The organism is Salegentibacter lacus (assembly GCF_020164555.1).
GTDB classification, from domain to species: Bacteria; Bacteroidota; Bacteroidia; order Flavobacteriales; family Flavobacteriaceae; genus Salegentibacter; species Salegentibacter lacus.
Genome location: NZ_JAIQZB010000024.1, coordinates 1 through 19,291 on the forward strand (window position 1 = coordinate 1; position 19,291 = coordinate 19,291).

The following is a 19,291-nucleotide window of genomic DNA, read 5'->3' on the forward strand; positions in this document are numbered from 1 at the left end:
ATTTGTAAAAGGTTTAAACTATGTAGAAGAAGGTATCAAAGCTTACCAAGAAAAAATACTACTTAATAAACAAAAAAGCTTATTCAAAATGGCAAAAGAAATGAACATGGTAATCAGCTATAAAACAACAACTTGAAAAATACGTCAATGGTAATTTATTTCAGGATCTAAGTTCGAGGGTAGGACCTGTTAGAAGCTGAAACAAGTTCAGCTTGACGAAAATTTAACTTTTCGCGCAGTCTCGTAAAATCTCAAAATGCTCAAAATCGCTTACCATCCCATCTATAAACATCCTTTACCCGAAGGTCACCGTTTCCCGATGGAGAAATATGAGCTTCTACCCAGGCAATTACTTCATGAAGGAACTTGTAGTGAAGACAATTTTTTTGAACCAGACTTTCCAGATGAAAAACACATTCTCAATGTTCACGATGCTGGTTATTTTGAACGATTACGCGATTTAAAACTCAGCAAAAAAGAAATTAGAAGAAGTGGATTTCCACTTTCTGAAGCTTTGGTAAAACGAGAAATGATTATTGCCGATGGTACGATGAAAGCCGTACATTATTCCCTGGAAAATGGGATTTCTTTTAATATTGCCGGTGGCACGCATCACGCATATACCAATCGTGCAGAAGCTTTTTGCTTGCTCAATGACCAGGCGATTGCTGCCAGGTATCTTCAGCAAAAAAAATTAGTCGAAAAGATCCTTATCGTAGACCTGGACGTTCATCAGGGAAATGGTACCGCTGAGATTTTTCAGGAAGATTCTTCGGTTTTCACCTTTTCTATGCACGGTAAAGGAAACTATCCCTTCAAAAAAGAAAAGTCAGACCTCGATATGGAAGTACCTGATGGCAGTGGTGATGACCAGTATTTAAAACTCCTAAAAGAAACTTTACCCGATCTAATTGAAAAACAGAAACCCGATTTTATCTTTTACCTGAGTGGAGTGGATATTTTAGAAACCGATAAACTGGGCCGACTTTCCTGCACGGTTAATGGCTGTAAAGAAAGAGACAGGTTTGTTTTGCAAACCTGTCACGATCTAAACATTCCCGTACAATGTAGTATGGGCGGCGGATATTCTAAAGAGATAAGAGTGATTATAGAAGCCCACGCCAATACATATCGACTGGCTCGCGAAATCTATTTTTGACCCATTAACAACAATTCGTTACATACAACTTCGGTGATATAACGCTTTGTTCCGTCTTTATCATCCCAACTTCGGCTGGTAAGCTTTCCTTCTACTCCAACTTCTTTACCTTTATTCACATATTTCTCTACCAGCTCTGCGGTTTTGCCCCAGGCCACAATATTATGCCATTGAGTATCGGTTACACGCTCGCCGTTTCCATTCTTGTAATTCTCATTGGTAGCTACCGAAAATTTCGCCAGTTTTTTACCAGACTCCAGGTTTACGATCTCAGGCTCTCTTCCCACATTCCCGATCAACTGTACTTTGTTTCTAATAGTGCTCATAACGTATTAATTTAAAAAGCTGAAAATCGTTAGTTCATTTCAACAGGACAAACATAGACCAGAAATTCTGCAGTAATCGGTTGGTAATTATTTGTTTACGTTTAAAGACGTTTGTAAACGTTTGGAAATGATTAGTTGTAAAATTAGCTCTCATCACCACGCAACCTTTTTATCTTTTTCGCATCTAATTAAAGAAAGGACTACTAAATTGAAATAAAATGGAAAAAGTCATTAAAGTATTTTTACTGTTTATACTTTTCATCGTCATTGGATGTAGTGAAGATGCCATAAATGGATCAGATGAAGGACCAGAGGCGTTAAGAGATTCTTACGGAGAGGCTTCTGGAGACGGTTCCGGAGAGCCTTCGGCTGAAAATCCTAATAACGGCAATGGCGATCCTGATTCATCGGGACTAATTACCGCCGGAGAATGGAACGACCTTGAAAACTGGAATTTTTGGCTTGATTTAAATAATAATCAGGATTTTGCTGAAAAAATATACCATTGGGAATTTTATTTTAATAACCGGGTTTCTGTGTCCGTAAAAAATATGAGTGCCTTGCCTGTTATAGATGCAATTATAGAATTAAAAAATAAACAGGATGCTACAGTATGGTCTGCAAAATCAGATAATAAAGGAAAGGCCGAGTTATGGATAAATCCTTTTGAATCTTCCTCTAGTTTCGATATAAACGATTATTCGCTTTGGATAAATGACGAAAAGATTAATACAAGTTTGAAAGGAATTGATCAGGGCGTAAATGAGCTTCAAATTAAAAATACGAATGTAGCTCCAAATAATGTTGAAATAGCATTTATTGTTGATGCTACAGGCTCTATGTCAGACGAGCTGGAATTTTTAAAAGACGATTTGAAAAATATTATTCAGAAAGTAGAAAATTCAAATTCAAATCTTGATATTTTAACTTCATCGGTCTTCTATCGTGACGTTGAAGACGAATACGTTGTTAGACATTCAGGTTTTTCAAGTGATATAAATACCACTTTAGATTTCATTAATAATCAATCTGCAAACGGTGGCGGCGATTTTCCTGAAGCAGTTCACACAGCCCTAAATAGAGCATTAAACGAGTTACAGTGGTCTTCTAACGCACGTACACGTTTGGCTTTTTTAATATTAGATGCACCACCGCATCATAACCAACAGGTTATTTCTGACATTCAAAATTCAATTAAAAACGCAGCTGAAAAAGGAATTAAACTTATACCTGTTACCGCAAGCGGCATAGATAAAGAAACTGAATTCCTTATGCGCTATTTTTCAATGGCTACTAATAGCACTTATGTATTTATAACCGATCACAGTGGCATTGGCAATGATCATATTGAGCCCTCCATAGGTGAATATAAAGTAGAATTTTTAAATGAATTACTTATAAGATTAATTAAGAAATATTCTGAATAGTTAATCACCCTTAATCCAGGCCGGAAAGAAATTCCTCAAACAACTGGAAGTTGTTTTTCTCTAGAAGAAAGCTTTTCTTGTAGAAAAAAGATGCAAAAGGAAGAACCCAAAGTCTGGTATGCCTGTTATGGTTCCAATTTATTAAAAGAACGCTTTAGCTGTTATATTGGTGGCGGCCGGCCGGCAAACGCGAAAAGAGTTTATCCTGGTTGCACCAACAAAACCCAACCCGAAAAATCTAAAGGAATAATCATCAATGGCGAACTTTATTTCGCTAAATCTTCAAAGACCTGGAGTGGCGGTGGCGCCGGATTTATAAAATCTGATTTTGATAAGAACACCAAAACCCTGGGCAGGATGTACCTCATCACCCGTCAACAATTTATAGACCTGGTGCAACAGGAAATAAAATTTGAAGGTGATTTTGATATAGACCTCGAACAGGTGATAAAAAACCGTAGTTTAGATATGAAAAATAATTCCTGGTACGGGAAAATTATCTACCTGGGCGAAGATGACAACTGCCCTATCTTCACTTTTACCAATGAAGATTATTTAAAAGATGAAATAAATCCACCGCACGAATTTTATCTAAAAATCATCATTGATGGTTTAAAAGAAACCTATAATTTGAGTGATGCTGAAATTGAAACTTATTTAAAGACAAAAGAAGGCATTAAAGGTTTCCCCATTGAAGCTGAAATATCCCAACTAATTAAATCCTAATTGCCATAAAATTAAAAAACTATGAAATCGGAAAAAGTAAATCTAGAAGATAAATTCGAGCTTTTTAATGAACATTGGACGCCTAAAATTATTGGCGAACTTAATGGGCAACAGGTGAAATTAGCAAAACTGAAAGGTGAATTTGTCTGGCACGATCACAAAGACGAAGATGAAATGTTCCTGGTTATCAAAGGAAGCCTGAAGATTGAATTTCGTGACAAGACCATTAATCTAAGTGAAGGCGAAATGTATATCGTTCCAAAAGGAGTTGAGCACAACCCAGTAGCATCAGAAGAAGCCTGGATATTGCTTTTTGAACCGGCCACTACTAAACATACGGGTGATGTAAAAGATAATCGTAGTGTAGAAAATCTAGATTGGATCTGATTATTAAGCTTTATCCATAAATTGTAGCTCTTAAGTATAGGGAAAGCTATCTTTGCAAACTTCAGAAGCTTTTGGTCCCTTGTTCAACGATTAAAAAAATCAAAAGCTCTAATAATAAATCTTATGTCGTTTAAAAAACTGAATATTCCGCTTAAAGAAGCCCTGGAAAGACTGGAAATTGAAACACCACTTCCTTTTCAGAAACAAATTTTACCCAAAATAAAAAGCGGAAGAGATCTTTTTATAGTAGCCCCAGAAGGAACTGGAAAAACCACAGCACTTGTAATTAGCACCATTCAAAAACTGGAAAGTGCTGCTTTTGAAGATGCTCCCAGGGCACTTATTTATGTTCAGGACAAAGAAGCCGCCCTGGCTCTGGAAGAGGAATTCAACAAATTCACCAGGTATATGGATTTGCGAATCTTTAGCGCCTTTGACGCTCCCGATATAGAAAAACAAAAAATTGAAATTTACGATGGCGTAGATATCGTAATCGCCACGCCAAAAAAGTTATTCAAGCTTTTTAAAATCACCGGTATTAATGTAAGTAAGTTAAAAATCCTTGCGGTAGAAGACGCAGAATTTCTAACCAAAAACAGCGATTATAACGATTTAATTAGAATACCGCAGCATATCACCAAATGCCAATATCTGGTTTTCGCCTCCACGATGAATCCTAAAATTGAACGCCTAAAAGATTCCTTTATGTCTCGCGCTGAAATGCTAAGATTAAAGGTGTAAGAGATTTTTTGTATTTTACTGTATGCTAAAATTTGTAAGCTTTTTTCTATTAATTCTATTAAGTACTATGGGTTTAAATGCACAAGATCTTACGAAACACCAATGGAAGGACCGCCTGATTTTGATTATTGCTGAAGATGAAAACAACGAAAAATTTCAGCAGCAACTTACGCAACTCCAAAAGCACCAAAAAGGATTAAAAGATCGAAAACTGGTTATTTACCGAATTCTACCTAAAAAATATAAGATCGCTTTTCAAGATAAAAACTGGAAAAATTCAGCTCAATTTTATAAAAAATATAAAGCTGAAGAAAGCGATTTCAGGATAATACTTATTGGTTTGGACGGTGGAGAAAAACTGGATCAAACAAAAGTCCTTTCCGTAGAAAAACTATTCAACACCATAGATAGTATGCCCATGCGGCAAGCAGAAATGCGGAAAAACAGATAACTCCACAAACAGTATAAAAACCTGAAATTCAGCAATTATTCAGGATTTTCTTTATATTTATTGTAAAAGCAAGCAAACTGCCCTAAAATAAGCTCGCAAGGTGTTATAAATAATAAGAATCAATTTCGAGGTAAGTCCTGGAGTATCTAAATCTCAATTATCGAGTAGAATGGAAAAATCCTGTTTGGAATGTGGCGATAAAATTGTGGGTCGTGTAGATAAAAAATTCTGCAGCGATTACTGCCGCAATGCACACCACAACAACCTAAACAAAGACAGGAAAAACCTGGTTAGAAATGTAAATAACCTGCTTCGCAAAAATTACCGGATTTTAGAAGAATTCAATCCAAAGGAAAAAACCACGATTAGTAAAAATAAATTACTGGCACGTGGTTTCAATTTTGAATATTTTACCAGCATCTATACAACCAAAACCGGTAAAGTCTACTATTTTGTATACGATCAGGGATATCTTCCTTTAGAAAATGGAATTTACGCTTTGGTTAAACGCAATTAATCTCCCCAATTATTACTTTTTAAACGTACAGCTGCCCTTAGCACATCACTCTGACTAATTTGCCCTATAAGTTTGCCGTGTTCAACTATCGGGAATCTCCTAAACCGTTTTTCGATAAAGAGTTTTGCAGCATCCATCACATTCATATTTCCGTCTATAGTTTCCACATCACAAGTCATCCGCTTGCCAACTGTAGAATCTTCTAACGGCATATTGTAATATTGGCTATCTGAAATTTGTTTCATACAATCCCCTTCAGAAATAAGCCCTATCAATTTATTATTATCGTCTACCACACACCCACCGGAAATTTTGTGTTTGGTAAGTTTTTCGGCAACATCTAAAATATTTTCGTGCTCCTTAAAAGTAACCAGTGAGGTACTCATATAATCTCTAACCAACATGGGTGCACTCTTCGGCTTCTCCGGTTCTGCCCTTTTTCCCTGAAAACTTTTAATACCCATAACTTAATTTTTTGATTACTAATAACTTAAATATAGGTAAAATTTAATTATTCTGAAAGCTTGCTTTCCTGTATTACAATTCCCTAAAATCTTAAGTATCTTTAAATCCTGTAAACCTTTTGTTTTTTTCTGAATTATGCTGAAAAATATACCTCGCTTTTTCTCACTTATTTTTATTGCCATTGCCGTTTGGTTCAGTTTTTACAGCAGCCAGCCAAAAACTATTGAAGACGAAGGCGCGGCTGAAACTACTTTTTCTACCCAACGCGCTTTTAACCACGTTGAAGCAATTGCACAAAAACCACATTATGTGGGGACTGAAGCGCATAGCAGGGTAAGAAATTATATTGTTGGTGAGCTGCAAAAAATGGGTTTACAGGCTCAAACCCACGAAGATTACAGCCTTACCAAAAATGGAAATTTAGTTCGCCCTCAAAATATTTTAGCCCGTTTAGAAGGAAATGGAAACGGAGAAGCCCTTGTAATTATGACACATTACGACAGCAATCCACATTCGTCTTTGGGTGCTAGTGACGCGGGCAGCGGTGTAGGGACTATTTTAGAAGGAATTCGTGCTTTTTTAGCTGACAATAAAGAGCACCAGAACGATATAATCATCTTATTTACCGATGCCGAAGAACTTGGTTTAAACGGCGCAGAGCTATTTATAAAAGGCCATCCCTGGGCAAAGGACACAAAACTTGCGCTAAATTTTGAAGCCCTTGGCAGCGACGGCGATTCGTTTATGTTTTTGGAAACAAATTCCGGAAACGCTGGACTCATCAATTCATTTAAAGAAGCAAATCCTGAATTTCCTGTTACAAATTCGCTCGTTTACAGCGTTTATAAAATGCTACCCAATGATACCGATCTTACCGTTTTACGCGAACAGGGCGATATTCCCGGTTATAATTTTGCGTTTATAGACGATCATTTTGATTACCACACAGCCACGGACACCCCAGAGAATTTAGATAAACAAACCCTTGCGCATCAGGGCAGTTATTTAATGCCGTTGCTTGATTATTTTAAGGATGCCGATTTAAGCGAAGCTAAAGCCGAAGAAGAAGTATTGTTTTTTAATATTCCCGGCGGGGAAATTATTAGCTATCCCTTTTCCTGGATTTTCCCGATGCTTATCATTGCTTTTATATTATTTTTTATAATTCTGGGCTACGGATTTACACAAAACCGGCTTCAACTCAAGCCAATTTTAAAAAGCATTATTCCGTTCACAGTTAGCTTAGCCTTTTCCGGCATATTGGTTTTTCTACTTTGGAAATTCCTTCTTTTCAGCTACGCCGAATATTCAGAAATGGAACAGGGTTTCATCTATAACGGCTACTATTACATCGCTGCATTTATTGCACTAAGTTTATTAATTGTTTTTTTTACTTATTATCGTTTTAGACATATAGAAAATAAGGCTAACCTGTTCGTAGTGCCGTTATTTTTCTGGTTGTTGCTTTGCACGATACTATCGTTTTTCTTAAAAGGTGCGGCCTATTTTATTATTCCGGCCTTTTTTGCGCTACTGCAGCTTTTTGTAATGATAAGGCAGGAAAATCCAAATACTCTGCTAATGGCATTTTTAAGCCTTCCGGCGGTCTTTATTTTAGTGCCATTTATAAAGATGTTTCCGGTAGCTTTAGGCTTAAAAATATTGTTTGTTTCAGCTTTACTTACCGTTTTATTATTTCAACTGCTATTACCTGTTTTTGCTTATTTTAAAAGCAATAAAAAAATCGCGGTATTCTTCTTTCTAATTTTCAATATCCTTTTAATTACCGCCCATTTTAAAGCTGATTTCACGGAAGAACACCCGAAACCAAATTCACTTGTGTATCTTTTTGATGCCGATAAAAATACTACCAATTGGTATTCTTACGATAATATGGTTGATGACTGGACCGAAGCATATTTTGGTGAAGAACCGCTTATTGCACCTTCGGAAATTAACACTCTTAGCAGCAAGTATGGATCAAAGTTTACCTGGAAAACCAATGCTCCGGAAATCGATTTAAAAGCCCCCTCTATTATTTGGAAGAAAACAGATTCTTCTGAAACTGTAAATTCCTATCTTCTAAAGATCGCGCCAAACCGGAATATTAACCGAATTGAACTTTTTGCCGACCGGGGAACCGATTTTGAAACTTTTAAAGTCAATGATAAAACAGCTGACAGCGTGTATCTTGGACAGGATAAATTTCACATTCACACCCGCCGTTGGCACGAAAGATTACTAACTTATCACGCCTCTAGCAGGGATACGCTCAGATTGGAATTTAGTTTGAAAAGTGATAAAAAACCAGAATTCACCATTTATGAGTCAAGTTATGATTTACTGGAAAATGAGGCCTTAAATGTGCCGTCAAGACCTGAAACAATGATTCCGCGACCTTTTGTACTAAATGATGCTGTAATATTTAAGAAAACCATAAGCCCCGAGTAGGCTTTGGTTTTGTAGCTTTGAGCTGATTGTTCGTCATCCTGAACTTGTTTCAGGATCTAACTTGATAAAAAATGCTCTCATATTAGAAGCTGAAACAAGTTCAGCTTGACGCAATTAGGTACTACTGAACATCATTCACAAAATTATGAATATATCTATATTAGGAACTGGCTGGCTGGGATTGCCACTGGCAAAAAAGTTGAAAGAAGAGCACATTATAAAAGGCTCTGTAACCAGTCAGGAAAAAATGCAGCCATTACGTGAGGCCGGCATTGCACCATACCAGATTAAAATTTTCACCGAAGGTGTTCAGGGCGATCTTACTTCTTTCCTGGCGCATTCTGAATTGCTAATTATAGATATTCCGCCAGGATTACGCGGCGATTCCGCAGCGGATTTTGTAGGAAAAATAGGCAGAATTATAGATTATATAGAAAAATCATCTGTAGGAAAAGTGATTTTTGTGAGTTCTACTTCAGTCTATAAAGACGAAGAAACCTTCCCCGAATACACCGAAGAAAACGAAGCTAACGGAACTTCAGAAGCCGCTAAACAACTTATTTCTTCAGAAAAAATGTTATTGAAAAATGAACATTTTCAAACCACAGTTATTCGGTACGGTGGATTAATTGGTCCGGGTAGACACCCGGTAAATTACCTCGCTAAAAAAACCGGAATTAAAAATCCGAAAGCCCCGGTAAACCTTATTCAGCAGGAAGATTGTATAAAAATCATCAATCAGATCATCAAGAAAGAAGCCTGGGGAAAGACTTTTAACGCCGCCTACCCTCATCATCCCACCAAAGAAGATTACTATACTAAAACTGCAAAAGAAAAGAATTTAAATATTCCTGATTTTGACGAGAATGGGCTTTCTAAAGGCAAGAAAATAAGTTCGGTTAATTTAAAAGAGGTTTTGGATTATCAATTTGAGCAGGAAATCTAGAGACCCTCTGAACCAGGCTGAGGATGACGTAAATAAAAAACCTCACAGATTTTAAAAACCTGTAAGGTCTATAGTGAAGAAAGTTATTTCTTTCACTTCGTTTTAGCAAACTTGTGGTTTGGTTAGAACTTATAACCTACTCCTACCATCAAGGTATTTACTCCACTTTTAATATCTGTATCGTATTGTTCGGCAAACTCTATAGATTCGTCAGTGTATCTATTGGTTAGTTCAATACCGTAGCGTGCCTCAATAAAGAAATCCTCGGTGATATGATACCCTACACCAAATGCCGCATCTAAACCAAATTCGTTGGTAGTGGGCACATCTTCTAATACAATAGTTGCCTGAGGACCCGCTTGTAAGTAAAAACCGGAATTTTCAATATAGTATTGTACGAGAACCGGAATAGATAAGAAATCGGTTTCTTCTGCATTAAAATAATTTACAGAAGGTTGTAGATGCCAATTTTCATTGAATTGATAATCGGCTAAAAATCCTACATAAAAACCGGAACCGTCTTCAGAAACCTGGGTACCACCCTCGGCATTAGCTTCTACTTCAACATTTGTATATCCGGCCTGTATACCCAAATCTACATTTTGAGCAAAGGAATTCAATCCCAGGAAAAGGAAGAAAACTAAAAAGAAATTTTTAATCATTTTGTTAGATAGTTTATGTTATAAACTACAAACATAGTTTTTATTTGCGAAAACATTGGAAAAACCATAATGTTTAGGCTTTAAATTGAATTTCTCAAAATTGCTTGAGGGAATTATTTAATAGCTTAGATTCTGAAACCAGTTTCAGAATGACGTAAAAAAGAGACCTCACAGGTTTTTGAAACCTGTGAGGTCTAATATATTCAAGCTCCTTCGCTTTCAAAGGAAGGTCCTATTCCGCTGGAATGACGGAAGGGTTCAACCACTCCGGCCTTTCGGCCACCCCTCTTTAAAAAAGAGGAAACTTTTAGGAAGCTTTTTCGACTTCTTCTTCCCTCACCCTAAAATCCAGGGGCTGCAAAACTTTTAAAGCGCTTTCTATCGAATTAATCTTTTCAAAAGTTAAAAGCAAACGCAAACCATTCCTGGTTTTCTTCTCTTTCATTGTACATTTATGCTTATGCGTTTGTACATATTGCAGCACTTTGGTAAACGTATTGGTTTGGTAAAACCTGGATTGCTGATCGGAAATAAAATAGCCTATCAATTTACCTTGTTTTAATATGATCTTTTCAAGACCTATACTCGCCGCGATCCATTTTATACGTACACTATTTAGCAAATCTACCGCCTGGGTTGGTAATTCTCCAAAACGGTCTACAAGCTCTGCTTCAAACTTTTGCAATTCTTCTTCTGAAGTAATTTTATTTAACTGTGTATATAAATTCAGCCTTTCAGTAATATTATTGATATAATCATCGGGGAAAAGAATTTCAAAATCGGTATCGATCTGCGCATCTTTTACAAAGGTTTTATCCTCTATATTTTCAGATTCATTATAAAGCTCCTGAAATTCATTTTCCTTTAATTCCTCAATTGCTTCATTTAGGATCTTTTGATAAGTATCAAAACCTATTTCATTGATAAATCCGCTTTGTTCACCACCCAGTAAATCCCCGGCACCACGAATTTCCAGATCTTTCATTGCGATATTTATTCCGCTTCCTAATTCAGAAAACTGCTCTAAAGCGCTAATTCGTTTACGCGCATCTTCGGTCATTACAGAATATGGCGGCGTTATAAAGTAACAGAAAGCTTTTTTGTTGCTTCGGCCTACTCTACCTCGCATCTGGTGAAGATCTGAAACCCCAAAATTATTCGCATTATTAATGAAAATAGTGTTCGCATTGGTAACATCAAGTCCGCTTTCCACGATTGTTGTTGAAACCAGAACATCAAACTCGCCATTTATAAAACTCAGCATCAGTTTTTCCAGCTTCTTACCTTCCATTTGCCCGTGACCTATACCAATTTTGGCATCTGGAACAACACGCTGAATCATCCCCGCGACTTCTTTAATGTTTTCAATCCGATTATGAATAAAGAAAACCTGCCCACCACGCTGAATTTCATAGGACACCGCATCCCGTATTGTTTCTTCGGAAAAACGAATTACGTTGGTTTCTATAGGGTACCTATTTGGTGGCGGTGTAGTAATGGTAGATAAGTCTCGCGCGGCCATTAAACTAAACTGAAGCGTTCTTGGAATAGGCGTTGCCGTTAATGTAAGTGTATCTACATTTTCCTTGATAGTTTTCAGTTTATCCTTTACCGAAACTCCAAATTTTTGCTCTTCATCTACGATCAGTAATCCAAGATCTTTAAATTTCACCGCTTTATTAACCAATTGGTGCGTACCAATCACAATATCAACTTTTCCATTCTCCAGATCGGCTAAGGTTTCACGGCGTTCTTTAGCGGTTCTAAACCTATTTAAATAATCTACTGTTACCGGGAAATCTTTTAAACGTTCAGTGAAAGTTTCATGATGTTGAAACGCCAAAATAGTGGTTGGCACTAGAACAGCAACCTGCTTGCCGTTATCTACCGCTTTAAAAGCTGCCCGAATAGCAACCTCTGTTTTTCCGAAACCGACATCACCACAAACCAACCTATCCATAGGGCGCTCGTTCTCCATATCTTCTTTTACCGCCTGGGTCGCGGTACTTTGATCTGGCGTGTCTTCATACATAAAAGAGGCTTCCAACTCGTGTTGCAAGTAAGAATCTGGGCCAAAGGCAAAACCCTTTTGTAAGCGACGTTTTGCGTAAAGTTCAATTAAATTATAGGCAATATGCTTAACCCGGGCCTTGGTTTTTTGCTTTAATTTCTTCCAGGCGTTGCTTCCCAATTTAAAGATCTTGGGCTCCTTGCCATCTTTCCCGTTATATTTTGAAATTTTATGAAGCGAATGTATGCTGACATATAGAATATCTCGCTCGCCGTAGAAAAGCTTAATGGCTTCCTGCTTTTTTCCTTCAACATCAATTTTCTGAAGTCCGCCAAATTTCCCTATTCCGTGGTCAATATGTGTTACATAATCGCCAACTTCAAGATTACCGAGTTCCTTAAGCGTAATTGCCTGTTTTTTAGCATAACCATTCTTAAGATGAAACTTATGATAACGCTCAAAGATCTGGTGATCGGTATAGCAAATATTTTTCCCGGTTTCATCTATAAAGCCCTGGAAAAGAGCTAAAGTTATCGTTTGGTATTTTACTTTTTGTTCCTGATCGTCAAAAATATCGTGAAAACGTTTGGCTTGCTGTTCGCTAACACAGAAAATATAATTGGTATACCCATTTTCCTGATTTTCAATTAAGTTATCAATCAGTAAATCGAATTGCTTATTGAAGGAAGGCTGGGGTTTTGTTTGAAATTCTATACTTTTTACCCCGCCGTCACCCTGAACTTGTTTCAGGGTCTCATTCGACTTAGATCCTGAAATAAATTCAGGATGACGAAAGTAAGATTGGTTGCTCAGTTCAACAACTGAAAAAAGCTCCAGCTGACTTTTAATTAACTGCCCATTACAAAACAGTTCATTTGGTTCACTGTGTTTTACTTCTTCTGAAAGTTTCTGAAAAGCTTCTTCTGCTTTACTGAAAAGTTTATCGGCCTGGGCTGTAAGTAAATCGAGATTTTTCACAAAAACCACCGTTTTTTCTGAAATATATCTTAGAAAACTTTCCCTTATTTCGTCCAGGTGCTTGTTTTCCACATTCGGCATCACCGAAATTTTCTTCACTTTATCTGTAGAAAGCTGGGTTTCCACATCAAAACTCCGAATGCTGTCTACTTCATCGCCAAAAAACTCGATACGGTAAGGCTCATCGTTACTAAAGGAAAAAACATCTATAATTCCGCCACGCACTGAAAATTCGCCCGGTTCGGTTACAAAATCTACCCGTTTAAATTTATATTCGAATAAAACCTCGTTCACAAAATCTATAGAAAGTTCATCTTCCACCGAAATTTTTAGCGTGCTTCTATCCAGTTCTTTTCGGGTAACTACTTTTTCAAAAAGAGCATCGGGATAGGTAACAATTATCGCCGGTTTTTTGCGCGAGTTGATTCGGTTTAAAACTTCGGCCCGTAATAACACATTTGCATTATCTGTTTCCTCAATTTGGTATGGACGGCGGTAACTGCCTGGATAAAAAAGCACATTTTTTTCTCCTACCAGTTGCTCGAGATCGTTTAAATAATAAGCAGCTTCCTCTTTATCGTTAAAAATCAGTAAAAAGGGTTTTTCTGCTTCTTTAAAAGCATTGGCTACAACAAAAGAAAAGGCAGAACCAACAAGTCCTTTTAGTTGAATTTTAGTGCGATTTTTTTCAGAAGAGACAAGGGAATCCTGCAATTCCTGCTGTTGCGGGGATTGTGCAAAGCTTTGGGCGATAATAGTTTTACTCATTGGCGCAAAGATAATTGCAGAAATATTGTCCCGCAACCTCTCAACATTTTTTTAACGTTAGTTAATTCATACTTTCTTACTACCAAAGAATTTCTTTTCCATTCCACTTTTACCATTTTCATAACAGCAAAAACAACTGAAGTTGGTTAATTTCCCTTAAGAAACTAAAGTTATGGGATTTGAGCATTTTGATGTATTTGTAATAGGAACCGGGACCGCCGGAAAAGGTGTAGCCAAAGACTGCGCTAAAGCAGGATGGAAAGTTGCGATAGCCGATAACAGAGAGTATGGCGGTACCTGCCCAAATCGCGGCTGTGATCCTAAAAAAGTTTTAGTTGGGTTTACCGAAATTATAGATCGTGCCACTAAAATGCAGGGCAAGGGGATTACCAAAATGCTGGAGATAAATTGGAGTGATCTTATGACTTTTAAAGAAACATTTGTAAATGCCATTCCTGCAGCAACCGAAAAAGATCTGGCTGCCCTGGACATCAAAATGTATCACCAATCTCCGAAATTTTTGGATGAGAATACACTTTCTGTTGAAGGCAAAACGGTAACCGCAGATAAAATTGTGATCGCTACAGGTAATAAACCTATGCCATTGAGAATTCCCGGCGAAGAACACGCTTTATTTAGTGAAGATTTTCTTGATCTAAAAGAACTACCGGAAACAATGATTTTCATAGGTGCCGGATATATTGGGATGGAATTTGCCCATATCGCCGCTCGTTTTGGAGTGAAGGTCACTATGGTAGATATGGTTTCCCGCCCACTTTTCAATTTTGATGAAGATGTGGTAAAATATATACAACAGGTTTCTGAAGAAGACCTGGGTATTGAATTCATATTTAATTTAGAAGTAAATGAGATTGAGAAACTTCAGAAGAATTTTAGAGTAAAAGGAATGCAGGATGGAAAAGAGATTTCAGCAAAAGCAGAAATGATTTTTAATACTGCCGGTAGAGTTCCTTCAATAGAAGATTTAGACCTGAAAAAAGGAAATGTATCTTTTTCTAATAAAGGGATTACGGTAAATGAATTTCTGCAAAATACCACGAATAAAAATGTATTTGCCTGCGGCGATGTTTCGGATAGTGAAGGCTTGCCCTTAACCCCGCTTTCTTCCCAGGAATCAAAGGTCGTTTCAGCAAATCTCTTAAATAGCAAAGCGCCTAAGAAAGCAGATTATCCGCCGCAACCTACGGTAGTCTTTACTTTGCCAAAATTGGCTTCGGTAGGACTTTCAGAAAAAGAAGCTAAGGAACAGGGATACGATTATACTTTAGAACATAAACTGGTTACAGATTGGTTTAATGCTAAGCATATCAATGAAAAAATATATGCTTATAAGACCTTAGTAGATAAAAAAACCGGACTCGTGCTTGGGGCTCATTTAGTTGGTCCGGAAGCTTCAGAAATTATTAATATGTTCGTAATGGCGATGTGTGGAAAGCTGGATTGCGAAACCTTAAAAAAGATGATTTTCACTTATCCCAGTTGGGCAAGTGATATTAAAGGAATGGTTTAAACCCTTGTCATTTTTATTGATTACTGGATTTCTTTTTGCTTTCAAGGAATCTATACATCGGGTTTGTTTCCTTATTCATCCAACCGTGATAAATAATATTTGAAAAAATGGCAATTGCACCTATTAAAGCTGAATAAGCGATAAGTGGAATTTTTCCAAAATGTCTGAAATAAATAGCGATTAAAGCCCAAACTCCAATAGCGGCGAATTCCCTCATATTTCTTCGCCAAATGATAGCGATATTTAGAAAAACAGCGACTGCAATCATAATCACCGTCCAGAGTTCTTCCCCGAAAAAAGGTGCGGTCCACTCAATTTTTGCAAGGTAAGCCGAGACATTGGCGATAGCCGCAACGGCAATCCAACCTGAATACAGGCAAATAGGCCACCAGCTAAACGCAAGGATTTTTAAAGGCGCATCCCATCGTTCCATATTGGTATTCAGAATTATTTTTATAAGAGAGAAAAGAATTAAAAACATGAGCAATACTGAAACTCCCGTAAACTCATACAGCCAAAAAATTACCCAGGCAGCATTGGCCAGGTTAGCTGTTAAAAACCAGTAACCCGAATTTCTTAAAAACTCTAACTCATTTTTCGCTGAAAATGCCTGGAAAAGTTGATAGCCAGAAAAGACTAAAAGCGAAAGAAAAATTATTCCCCAGATAGCAAAAGCATAACCTGCAGGGGTAAAAAGATTATAATACTCGGCGCTAAGGCTACCCATAGTATTCCCGTTAATTATTCCCGTTTGGGAAATATAGCTTACGGCAATGATTAATATTACAGAAATAAAATTCAAAACTGCGAGACGCTTTTCCATTTTAGCTGTTTTTTATTAAAATTACTTCATTTTGGGTAATCGCGTATGCTTTTTCGCCTTCATTTAGCTTCATCATATAATTCCCGGTGAATTCTCCAAAAGCAGGAAAAATTAACTGATCTTTTCTTCTGAAAAAACAAGGCAATTTAAGGCTTTGTTTTCCTTTTCCATTTAATCGGTACCCAGGATGAATATGACCGGAAAGGTTAAAGAAATCTGCCTTGTTTTCTGGATGGTGGGTAAGTAAAAAACCATTAAGCTGCCATTCTGAATGAATTTTGACACCCAGCTCTTCATATCTTAAGGGAGAAATTATATCGTGATTTCCTGCTATTAAAACTACTTCGGCTTCTACAAAACTGAGCCAGTTTTCGAATAATTTCCACTCACTATTAAGATCACTATGAAAAAGATCGCCAAGAAAACAGACGATTTTAGGCTGAAACTTTCCTACTACTTCACTCAGCCTTAAAAAATTGGCATTGATTGCTTTATGAGGCACAGCGCTTCCAAACTTCCTGAAATGGGATATTTTTCCCAGATGCACATCACTAATTAAAAGAATTTCTTTTTCCTTCCAGAAAGCGGCACCGCTGGGATGTAATTCAAAAGTTTGGTTTTGGAGATTTATGGTCATAGGAATTTAGAACAACTAAAAAACTTCGTCATTGCGAGGCACGAAGCAATTAGTAAATTATAGTATTAAAGCTTGAGATTACTTCACTGCGTTCGTAATGACGTTCTTCTGAAACACTCTGCTTTTAAAAATAAGTTTTATTTCATTTAATGTTAGGTCCTGAATCAAATTCAAGATGACGTTGCAATTCAATTACAGCTTATGCAAAATCTCTGCTGCTTTTTCTAAGGTTTCATCGGTTTTGGCGAAGCAGAAACGCAGCTGTTTGTGGTCTTTTCCATCCTTATGAAATACAGAAACCGGGATGGTTGCTATCCCTTTTTCGGTAATTAATCTTTTTGCAAAATCCACATCGTGTTCATCGGTTATTTCAGAATAGTCCATCACCTGAAAGTAGGTTCCTTTTGAGGGTATGCCTTTAAACTTTGAACCTTGCAACAGCTCAAGGAATTTATCGCGTTTTTGCTGATAGAAATTTCCCAGGCTCAAATAGTGATCCGGATTTTTTAGGTATTCAGCGAAGGCCCTTTGCATTGGGTGATTTACACAAAAAACCGTGGCTTGATGAAATTTAATAATCTCTTTCATTAAAACTTCAGGAGCTACACAGTACCCCATTTTCCAACCGGTATTGTGAAAAGTTTTCCCGAAAGAGGCGCAAACGATCGCCCGCTCGGCTAATCCGGGAAATTTGGAGGCGCTTTGGTGTTCTTCCTTATCAAAAATTAAATGTTCATAAACCTCATCGCTTAAAAGAATAATATTGGTATTCTTCAATAATTTCTCCAGTCGCTGCATATCATTTTTAGAAAGGATTGTTCCGGTTGGATTATGCGGCGTATTAATGACGATCATCCTGGTTTTAGAAGTGATTTTTTCTTCCACTTCCTGCCAGTCGATTGTAAAGTCTTTCCCTTTTAATTCTATCAAAACGGGTTTGCCTCCGGCCAGTTTAATATCGGGTTCATAAGAATCGTAAGCCGGTTTAAAGACAATAACTTCATCGCCGGGATGAACAAACGCGCTTATCGCGCAATATAATGCTTGAGTAGCGCCCGCAGTAAAAATGATTTCAGAAGCTTCATTATATTCTTTCCCGTAGAGAGTTCCAATTTTAGCAACTATTTGTTCCCTTAATTCGGGAATACCATTCATTGGTGGATACTGATTGTAGCCATCTTTCATCGCTTTACAAACCAGCTCTTTCAAATGATTATCGGTTTCAAAATTCGGAAAACCCTGGGAAAGATCTATTGCATCGTGTTTTGTGGCCAACCCACTCATTACAGAAAATATACTGGTTTTCCCAGCGGGAAGTTTGGAAGGAAGATTTTGAAAATCTGGCATTGTTGTATTTTTAAATCCCCTTAAATGGGTTTTATTAAACGATGTGCTACATCGTAATCGGGTGAATTTTCTCTCTTTAAATAACTCCTGTGTTTTTCTCGACGTAGTTGATTAAGTTGCATAAAAAATCCCAAATTCAAAAAGAATTTGGGATCAATTTATTTGTATTTAAGGAAGTTTTATCCTTTTACGCTAGCTGCAAGATATTCGCGGTTCATACGAGCGATATTCTCTAAAGAAATTCCTTTAGGACATTCTATTTCGCAGGCACCTGTATTACTACAGTTTCCAAACCCTTCTTCATCCATTTGTCTAACCATTGCCTGAACACGCTCGGTAGCTTCTACACGTCCTTGTGGAAGCAAAGCATATTGAGAAACTTTAGCTGAAGTAAACAACATAGCACTTGCATTTTTACAAGCCGCTACACAAGCTCCACAACCAATACAGGTTGCCGCATTAAAAGATTCATCGGCCTTTTCTTTTTCTATAGGAATAGTATTCGCATCTACGGTATTCCCCGAAGTATTTACCGAAACATATCCCCAGGCTTGCTGAATCCTGTCAAAAGCAGTACGATCTACAATAAGGTCTTTTATAACTGGAAACGCTTTTGCTCTAAATGGCTCTATATAAATAGTATCACCATCTTTAAAAGAACGCATATGTAACTGACAGGTAGCAATAAGTTTATCGGGGCCGTGTGGCTCACCGTTGATTTGCAAAGAACAGGAACCACAAATTCCCTCACGACAATCGTGATCAAATTGAATGGTATCTTCTCCCTTTTCTACCAACTGCTCGTTAAGGATATCCAGCATCTCAAGAAAAGACATATCTCCATCTATCCCATCTACAGGATAATCTACCATTTTTCCTTTAGCAGTGGCATTTTCCTGACGCCATATTTTTAAGTTAAGCTTCATATCTTAAAAGTA

18 protein-coding genes are annotated in these 19,291 nt (G+C 37.2%); 10 read left to right on the forward strand and 8 right to left on the reverse strand.

The window, feature by feature from the left end; all coding sequences use genetic code 11:
• Positions 1 to 256 precede the first annotated feature (256 nt).
• Complete coding sequence (locus LB465_RS16010) at positions 257 to 1,159, forward strand: histone deacetylase family protein (protein ID WP_224470934.1); 903 nt, start codon at positions 257 to 259, stop codon at positions 1,157 to 1,159.
• Here the strand turns inward: LB465_RS16010 and LB465_RS16015 are convergent.
• A complete protein-coding gene (locus LB465_RS16015) occupies positions 1,150 to 1,485 on the reverse strand; it encodes a single-stranded DNA-binding protein (RefSeq protein WP_224470935.1) in 336 nt (111 codons plus the stop codon). The genes LB465_RS16010 and LB465_RS16015 overlap by 10 nt on opposite strands.
• 218 nt (positions 1,486 to 1,703) lie before the next feature.
• Between LB465_RS16015 and LB465_RS16020 the strand changes: the two genes are divergently transcribed.
• From LB465_RS16020 to LB465_RS16045, 6 genes are all read left to right on the forward strand, one after another.
• Positions 1,704 to 2,912, forward strand: coding sequence for a vWA domain-containing protein (locus LB465_RS16020; protein ID WP_224470936.1), 1,209 nt, complete (start codon positions 1,704 to 1,706; stop codon positions 2,910 to 2,912).
• A gap of 90 nt (positions 2,913 to 3,002) precedes the next feature.
• Complete coding sequence (locus LB465_RS16025) at positions 3,003 to 3,638, forward strand: hypothetical protein (protein ID WP_224470937.1); 636 nt, start codon at positions 3,003 to 3,005, stop codon at positions 3,636 to 3,638.
• 21 nt (positions 3,639 to 3,659) lie between these two features.
• Positions 3,660 to 4,025 carry a cupin domain-containing protein gene (locus LB465_RS16030; RefSeq protein ID WP_224470938.1) on the forward strand — a complete coding sequence of 122 codons (366 nt, stop codon included), beginning with the start codon at positions 3,660 to 3,662 and terminating at the stop codon, positions 4,023 to 4,025.
• Between the two features lie 123 nt (positions 4,026 to 4,148).
• Positions 4,149 to 4,766, forward strand: coding sequence for a DEAD/DEAH box helicase (locus LB465_RS16035; protein WP_224470939.1), 618 nt, complete (start codon positions 4,149 to 4,151; stop codon positions 4,764 to 4,766).
• A gap of 22 nt (positions 4,767 to 4,788) precedes the next feature.
• The gene (locus LB465_RS16040) at positions 4,789 to 5,217 is read left to right on the forward strand and encodes a DUF4174 domain-containing protein (RefSeq protein WP_224470940.1); all 429 of its coding nucleotides are present in this window, start codon (positions 4,789 to 4,791) and stop codon (positions 5,215 to 5,217) included.
• 169 nt (positions 5,218 to 5,386) lie between these two features.
• Positions 5,387 to 5,734 carry a hypothetical protein gene (locus LB465_RS16045; RefSeq protein ID WP_224470941.1) on the forward strand — a complete coding sequence of 116 codons (348 nt, stop codon included), beginning with the start codon at positions 5,387 to 5,389 and terminating at the stop codon, positions 5,732 to 5,734.
• On the opposite strand, the gene LB465_RS16050 is transcribed toward LB465_RS16045, so the two are convergent.
• A complete protein-coding gene (locus LB465_RS16050) occupies positions 5,731 to 6,198 on the reverse strand; it encodes a CBS domain-containing protein (protein WP_224470942.1) in 468 nt (155 codons plus the stop codon). The two genes, LB465_RS16045 and LB465_RS16050, sit on opposite strands and share 4 nt — an antisense overlap.
• 136 nt (positions 6,199 to 6,334) lie before the next feature.
• Between LB465_RS16050 and LB465_RS16055 the strand changes: the two genes are divergently transcribed.
• Both LB465_RS16055 and LB465_RS16060 read left to right on the forward strand, forming a co-directional pair.
• Positions 6,335 to 8,650 carry a M28 family peptidase gene (locus LB465_RS16055; RefSeq protein WP_224470943.1) on the forward strand — a complete coding sequence of 772 codons (2,316 nt, stop codon included), beginning with the start codon at positions 6,335 to 6,337 and terminating at the stop codon, positions 8,648 to 8,650.
• A gap of 145 nt (positions 8,651 to 8,795) precedes the next feature.
• Positions 8,796 to 9,596: a Rossmann-fold NAD(P)-binding domain-containing protein gene (locus LB465_RS16060; protein ID WP_224470944.1), complete on the forward strand. Its 801-nt coding sequence runs from the start codon at positions 8,796 to 8,798 to the stop codon at positions 9,594 to 9,596.
• A gap of 122 nt (positions 9,597 to 9,718) precedes the next feature.
• On the opposite strand, the gene LB465_RS16065 is transcribed toward LB465_RS16060, so the two are convergent.
• Together LB465_RS16065 and mfd are read right to left on the reverse strand one after the other, a co-directional pair.
• Positions 9,719 to 10,258, reverse strand: a complete 540-nt coding sequence (locus LB465_RS16065) for an outer membrane beta-barrel protein (RefSeq protein WP_224470945.1) — start codon at positions 10,256 to 10,258, stop codon at positions 9,719 to 9,721.
• 307 nt (positions 10,259 to 10,565) lie between these two features.
• Positions 10,566 to 14,015, reverse strand: coding sequence for a transcription-repair coupling factor (gene mfd, locus LB465_RS16070; RefSeq protein ID WP_224470946.1), 3,450 nt, complete (start codon positions 14,013 to 14,015; stop codon positions 10,566 to 10,568).
• 172 nt (positions 14,016 to 14,187) lie between these two features.
• Between mfd and LB465_RS16075 the strand changes: the two genes are divergently transcribed.
• The gene (locus LB465_RS16075) at positions 14,188 to 15,546 is read left to right on the forward strand and encodes a dihydrolipoyl dehydrogenase family protein (RefSeq protein WP_224470947.1); all 1,359 of its coding nucleotides are present in this window, start codon (positions 14,188 to 14,190) and stop codon (positions 15,544 to 15,546) included.
• Between the two features lie 13 nt (positions 15,547 to 15,559).
• Here LB465_RS16075 and LB465_RS16080 read toward each other — a convergent pair whose 3' ends face one another.
• The 4 genes from LB465_RS16080 to LB465_RS16095 all read right to left on the reverse strand — a co-directional run bounded on the left by LB465_RS16080 (position 15,560) and on the right by LB465_RS16095 (position 19,279).
• Positions 15,560 to 16,369 (reverse strand): tryptophan-rich sensory protein, encoded by an 810-nt coding sequence (locus tag LB465_RS16080; protein ID WP_224470948.1) that lies wholly within the window; start codon positions 16,367 to 16,369, stop codon positions 15,560 to 15,562.
• Position 16,370: 1 nt separating this feature from the next.
• Positions 16,371 to 17,006 (reverse strand): ligase-associated DNA damage response endonuclease PdeM, encoded by a 636-nt coding sequence (gene pdeM / locus LB465_RS16085; RefSeq protein WP_237690543.1) that lies wholly within the window; start codon positions 17,004 to 17,006, stop codon positions 16,371 to 16,373.
• A gap of 192 nt (positions 17,007 to 17,198) precedes the next feature.
• Complete coding sequence (locus LB465_RS16090; RefSeq protein WP_224470949.1) at positions 17,199 to 18,353, reverse strand: methionine aminotransferase; 1,155 nt, start codon at positions 18,351 to 18,353, stop codon at positions 17,199 to 17,201.
• A gap of 179 nt (positions 18,354 to 18,532) precedes the next feature.
• On the reverse strand, positions 18,533 to 19,279 hold the full coding sequence (locus tag LB465_RS16095) for a succinate dehydrogenase/fumarate reductase iron-sulfur subunit (RefSeq protein ID WP_070052954.1): 747 nt from the start codon (positions 19,277 to 19,279) through the stop codon (positions 18,533 to 18,535).
• Positions 19,280 to 19,291: the final 12 nt, after the last annotated feature.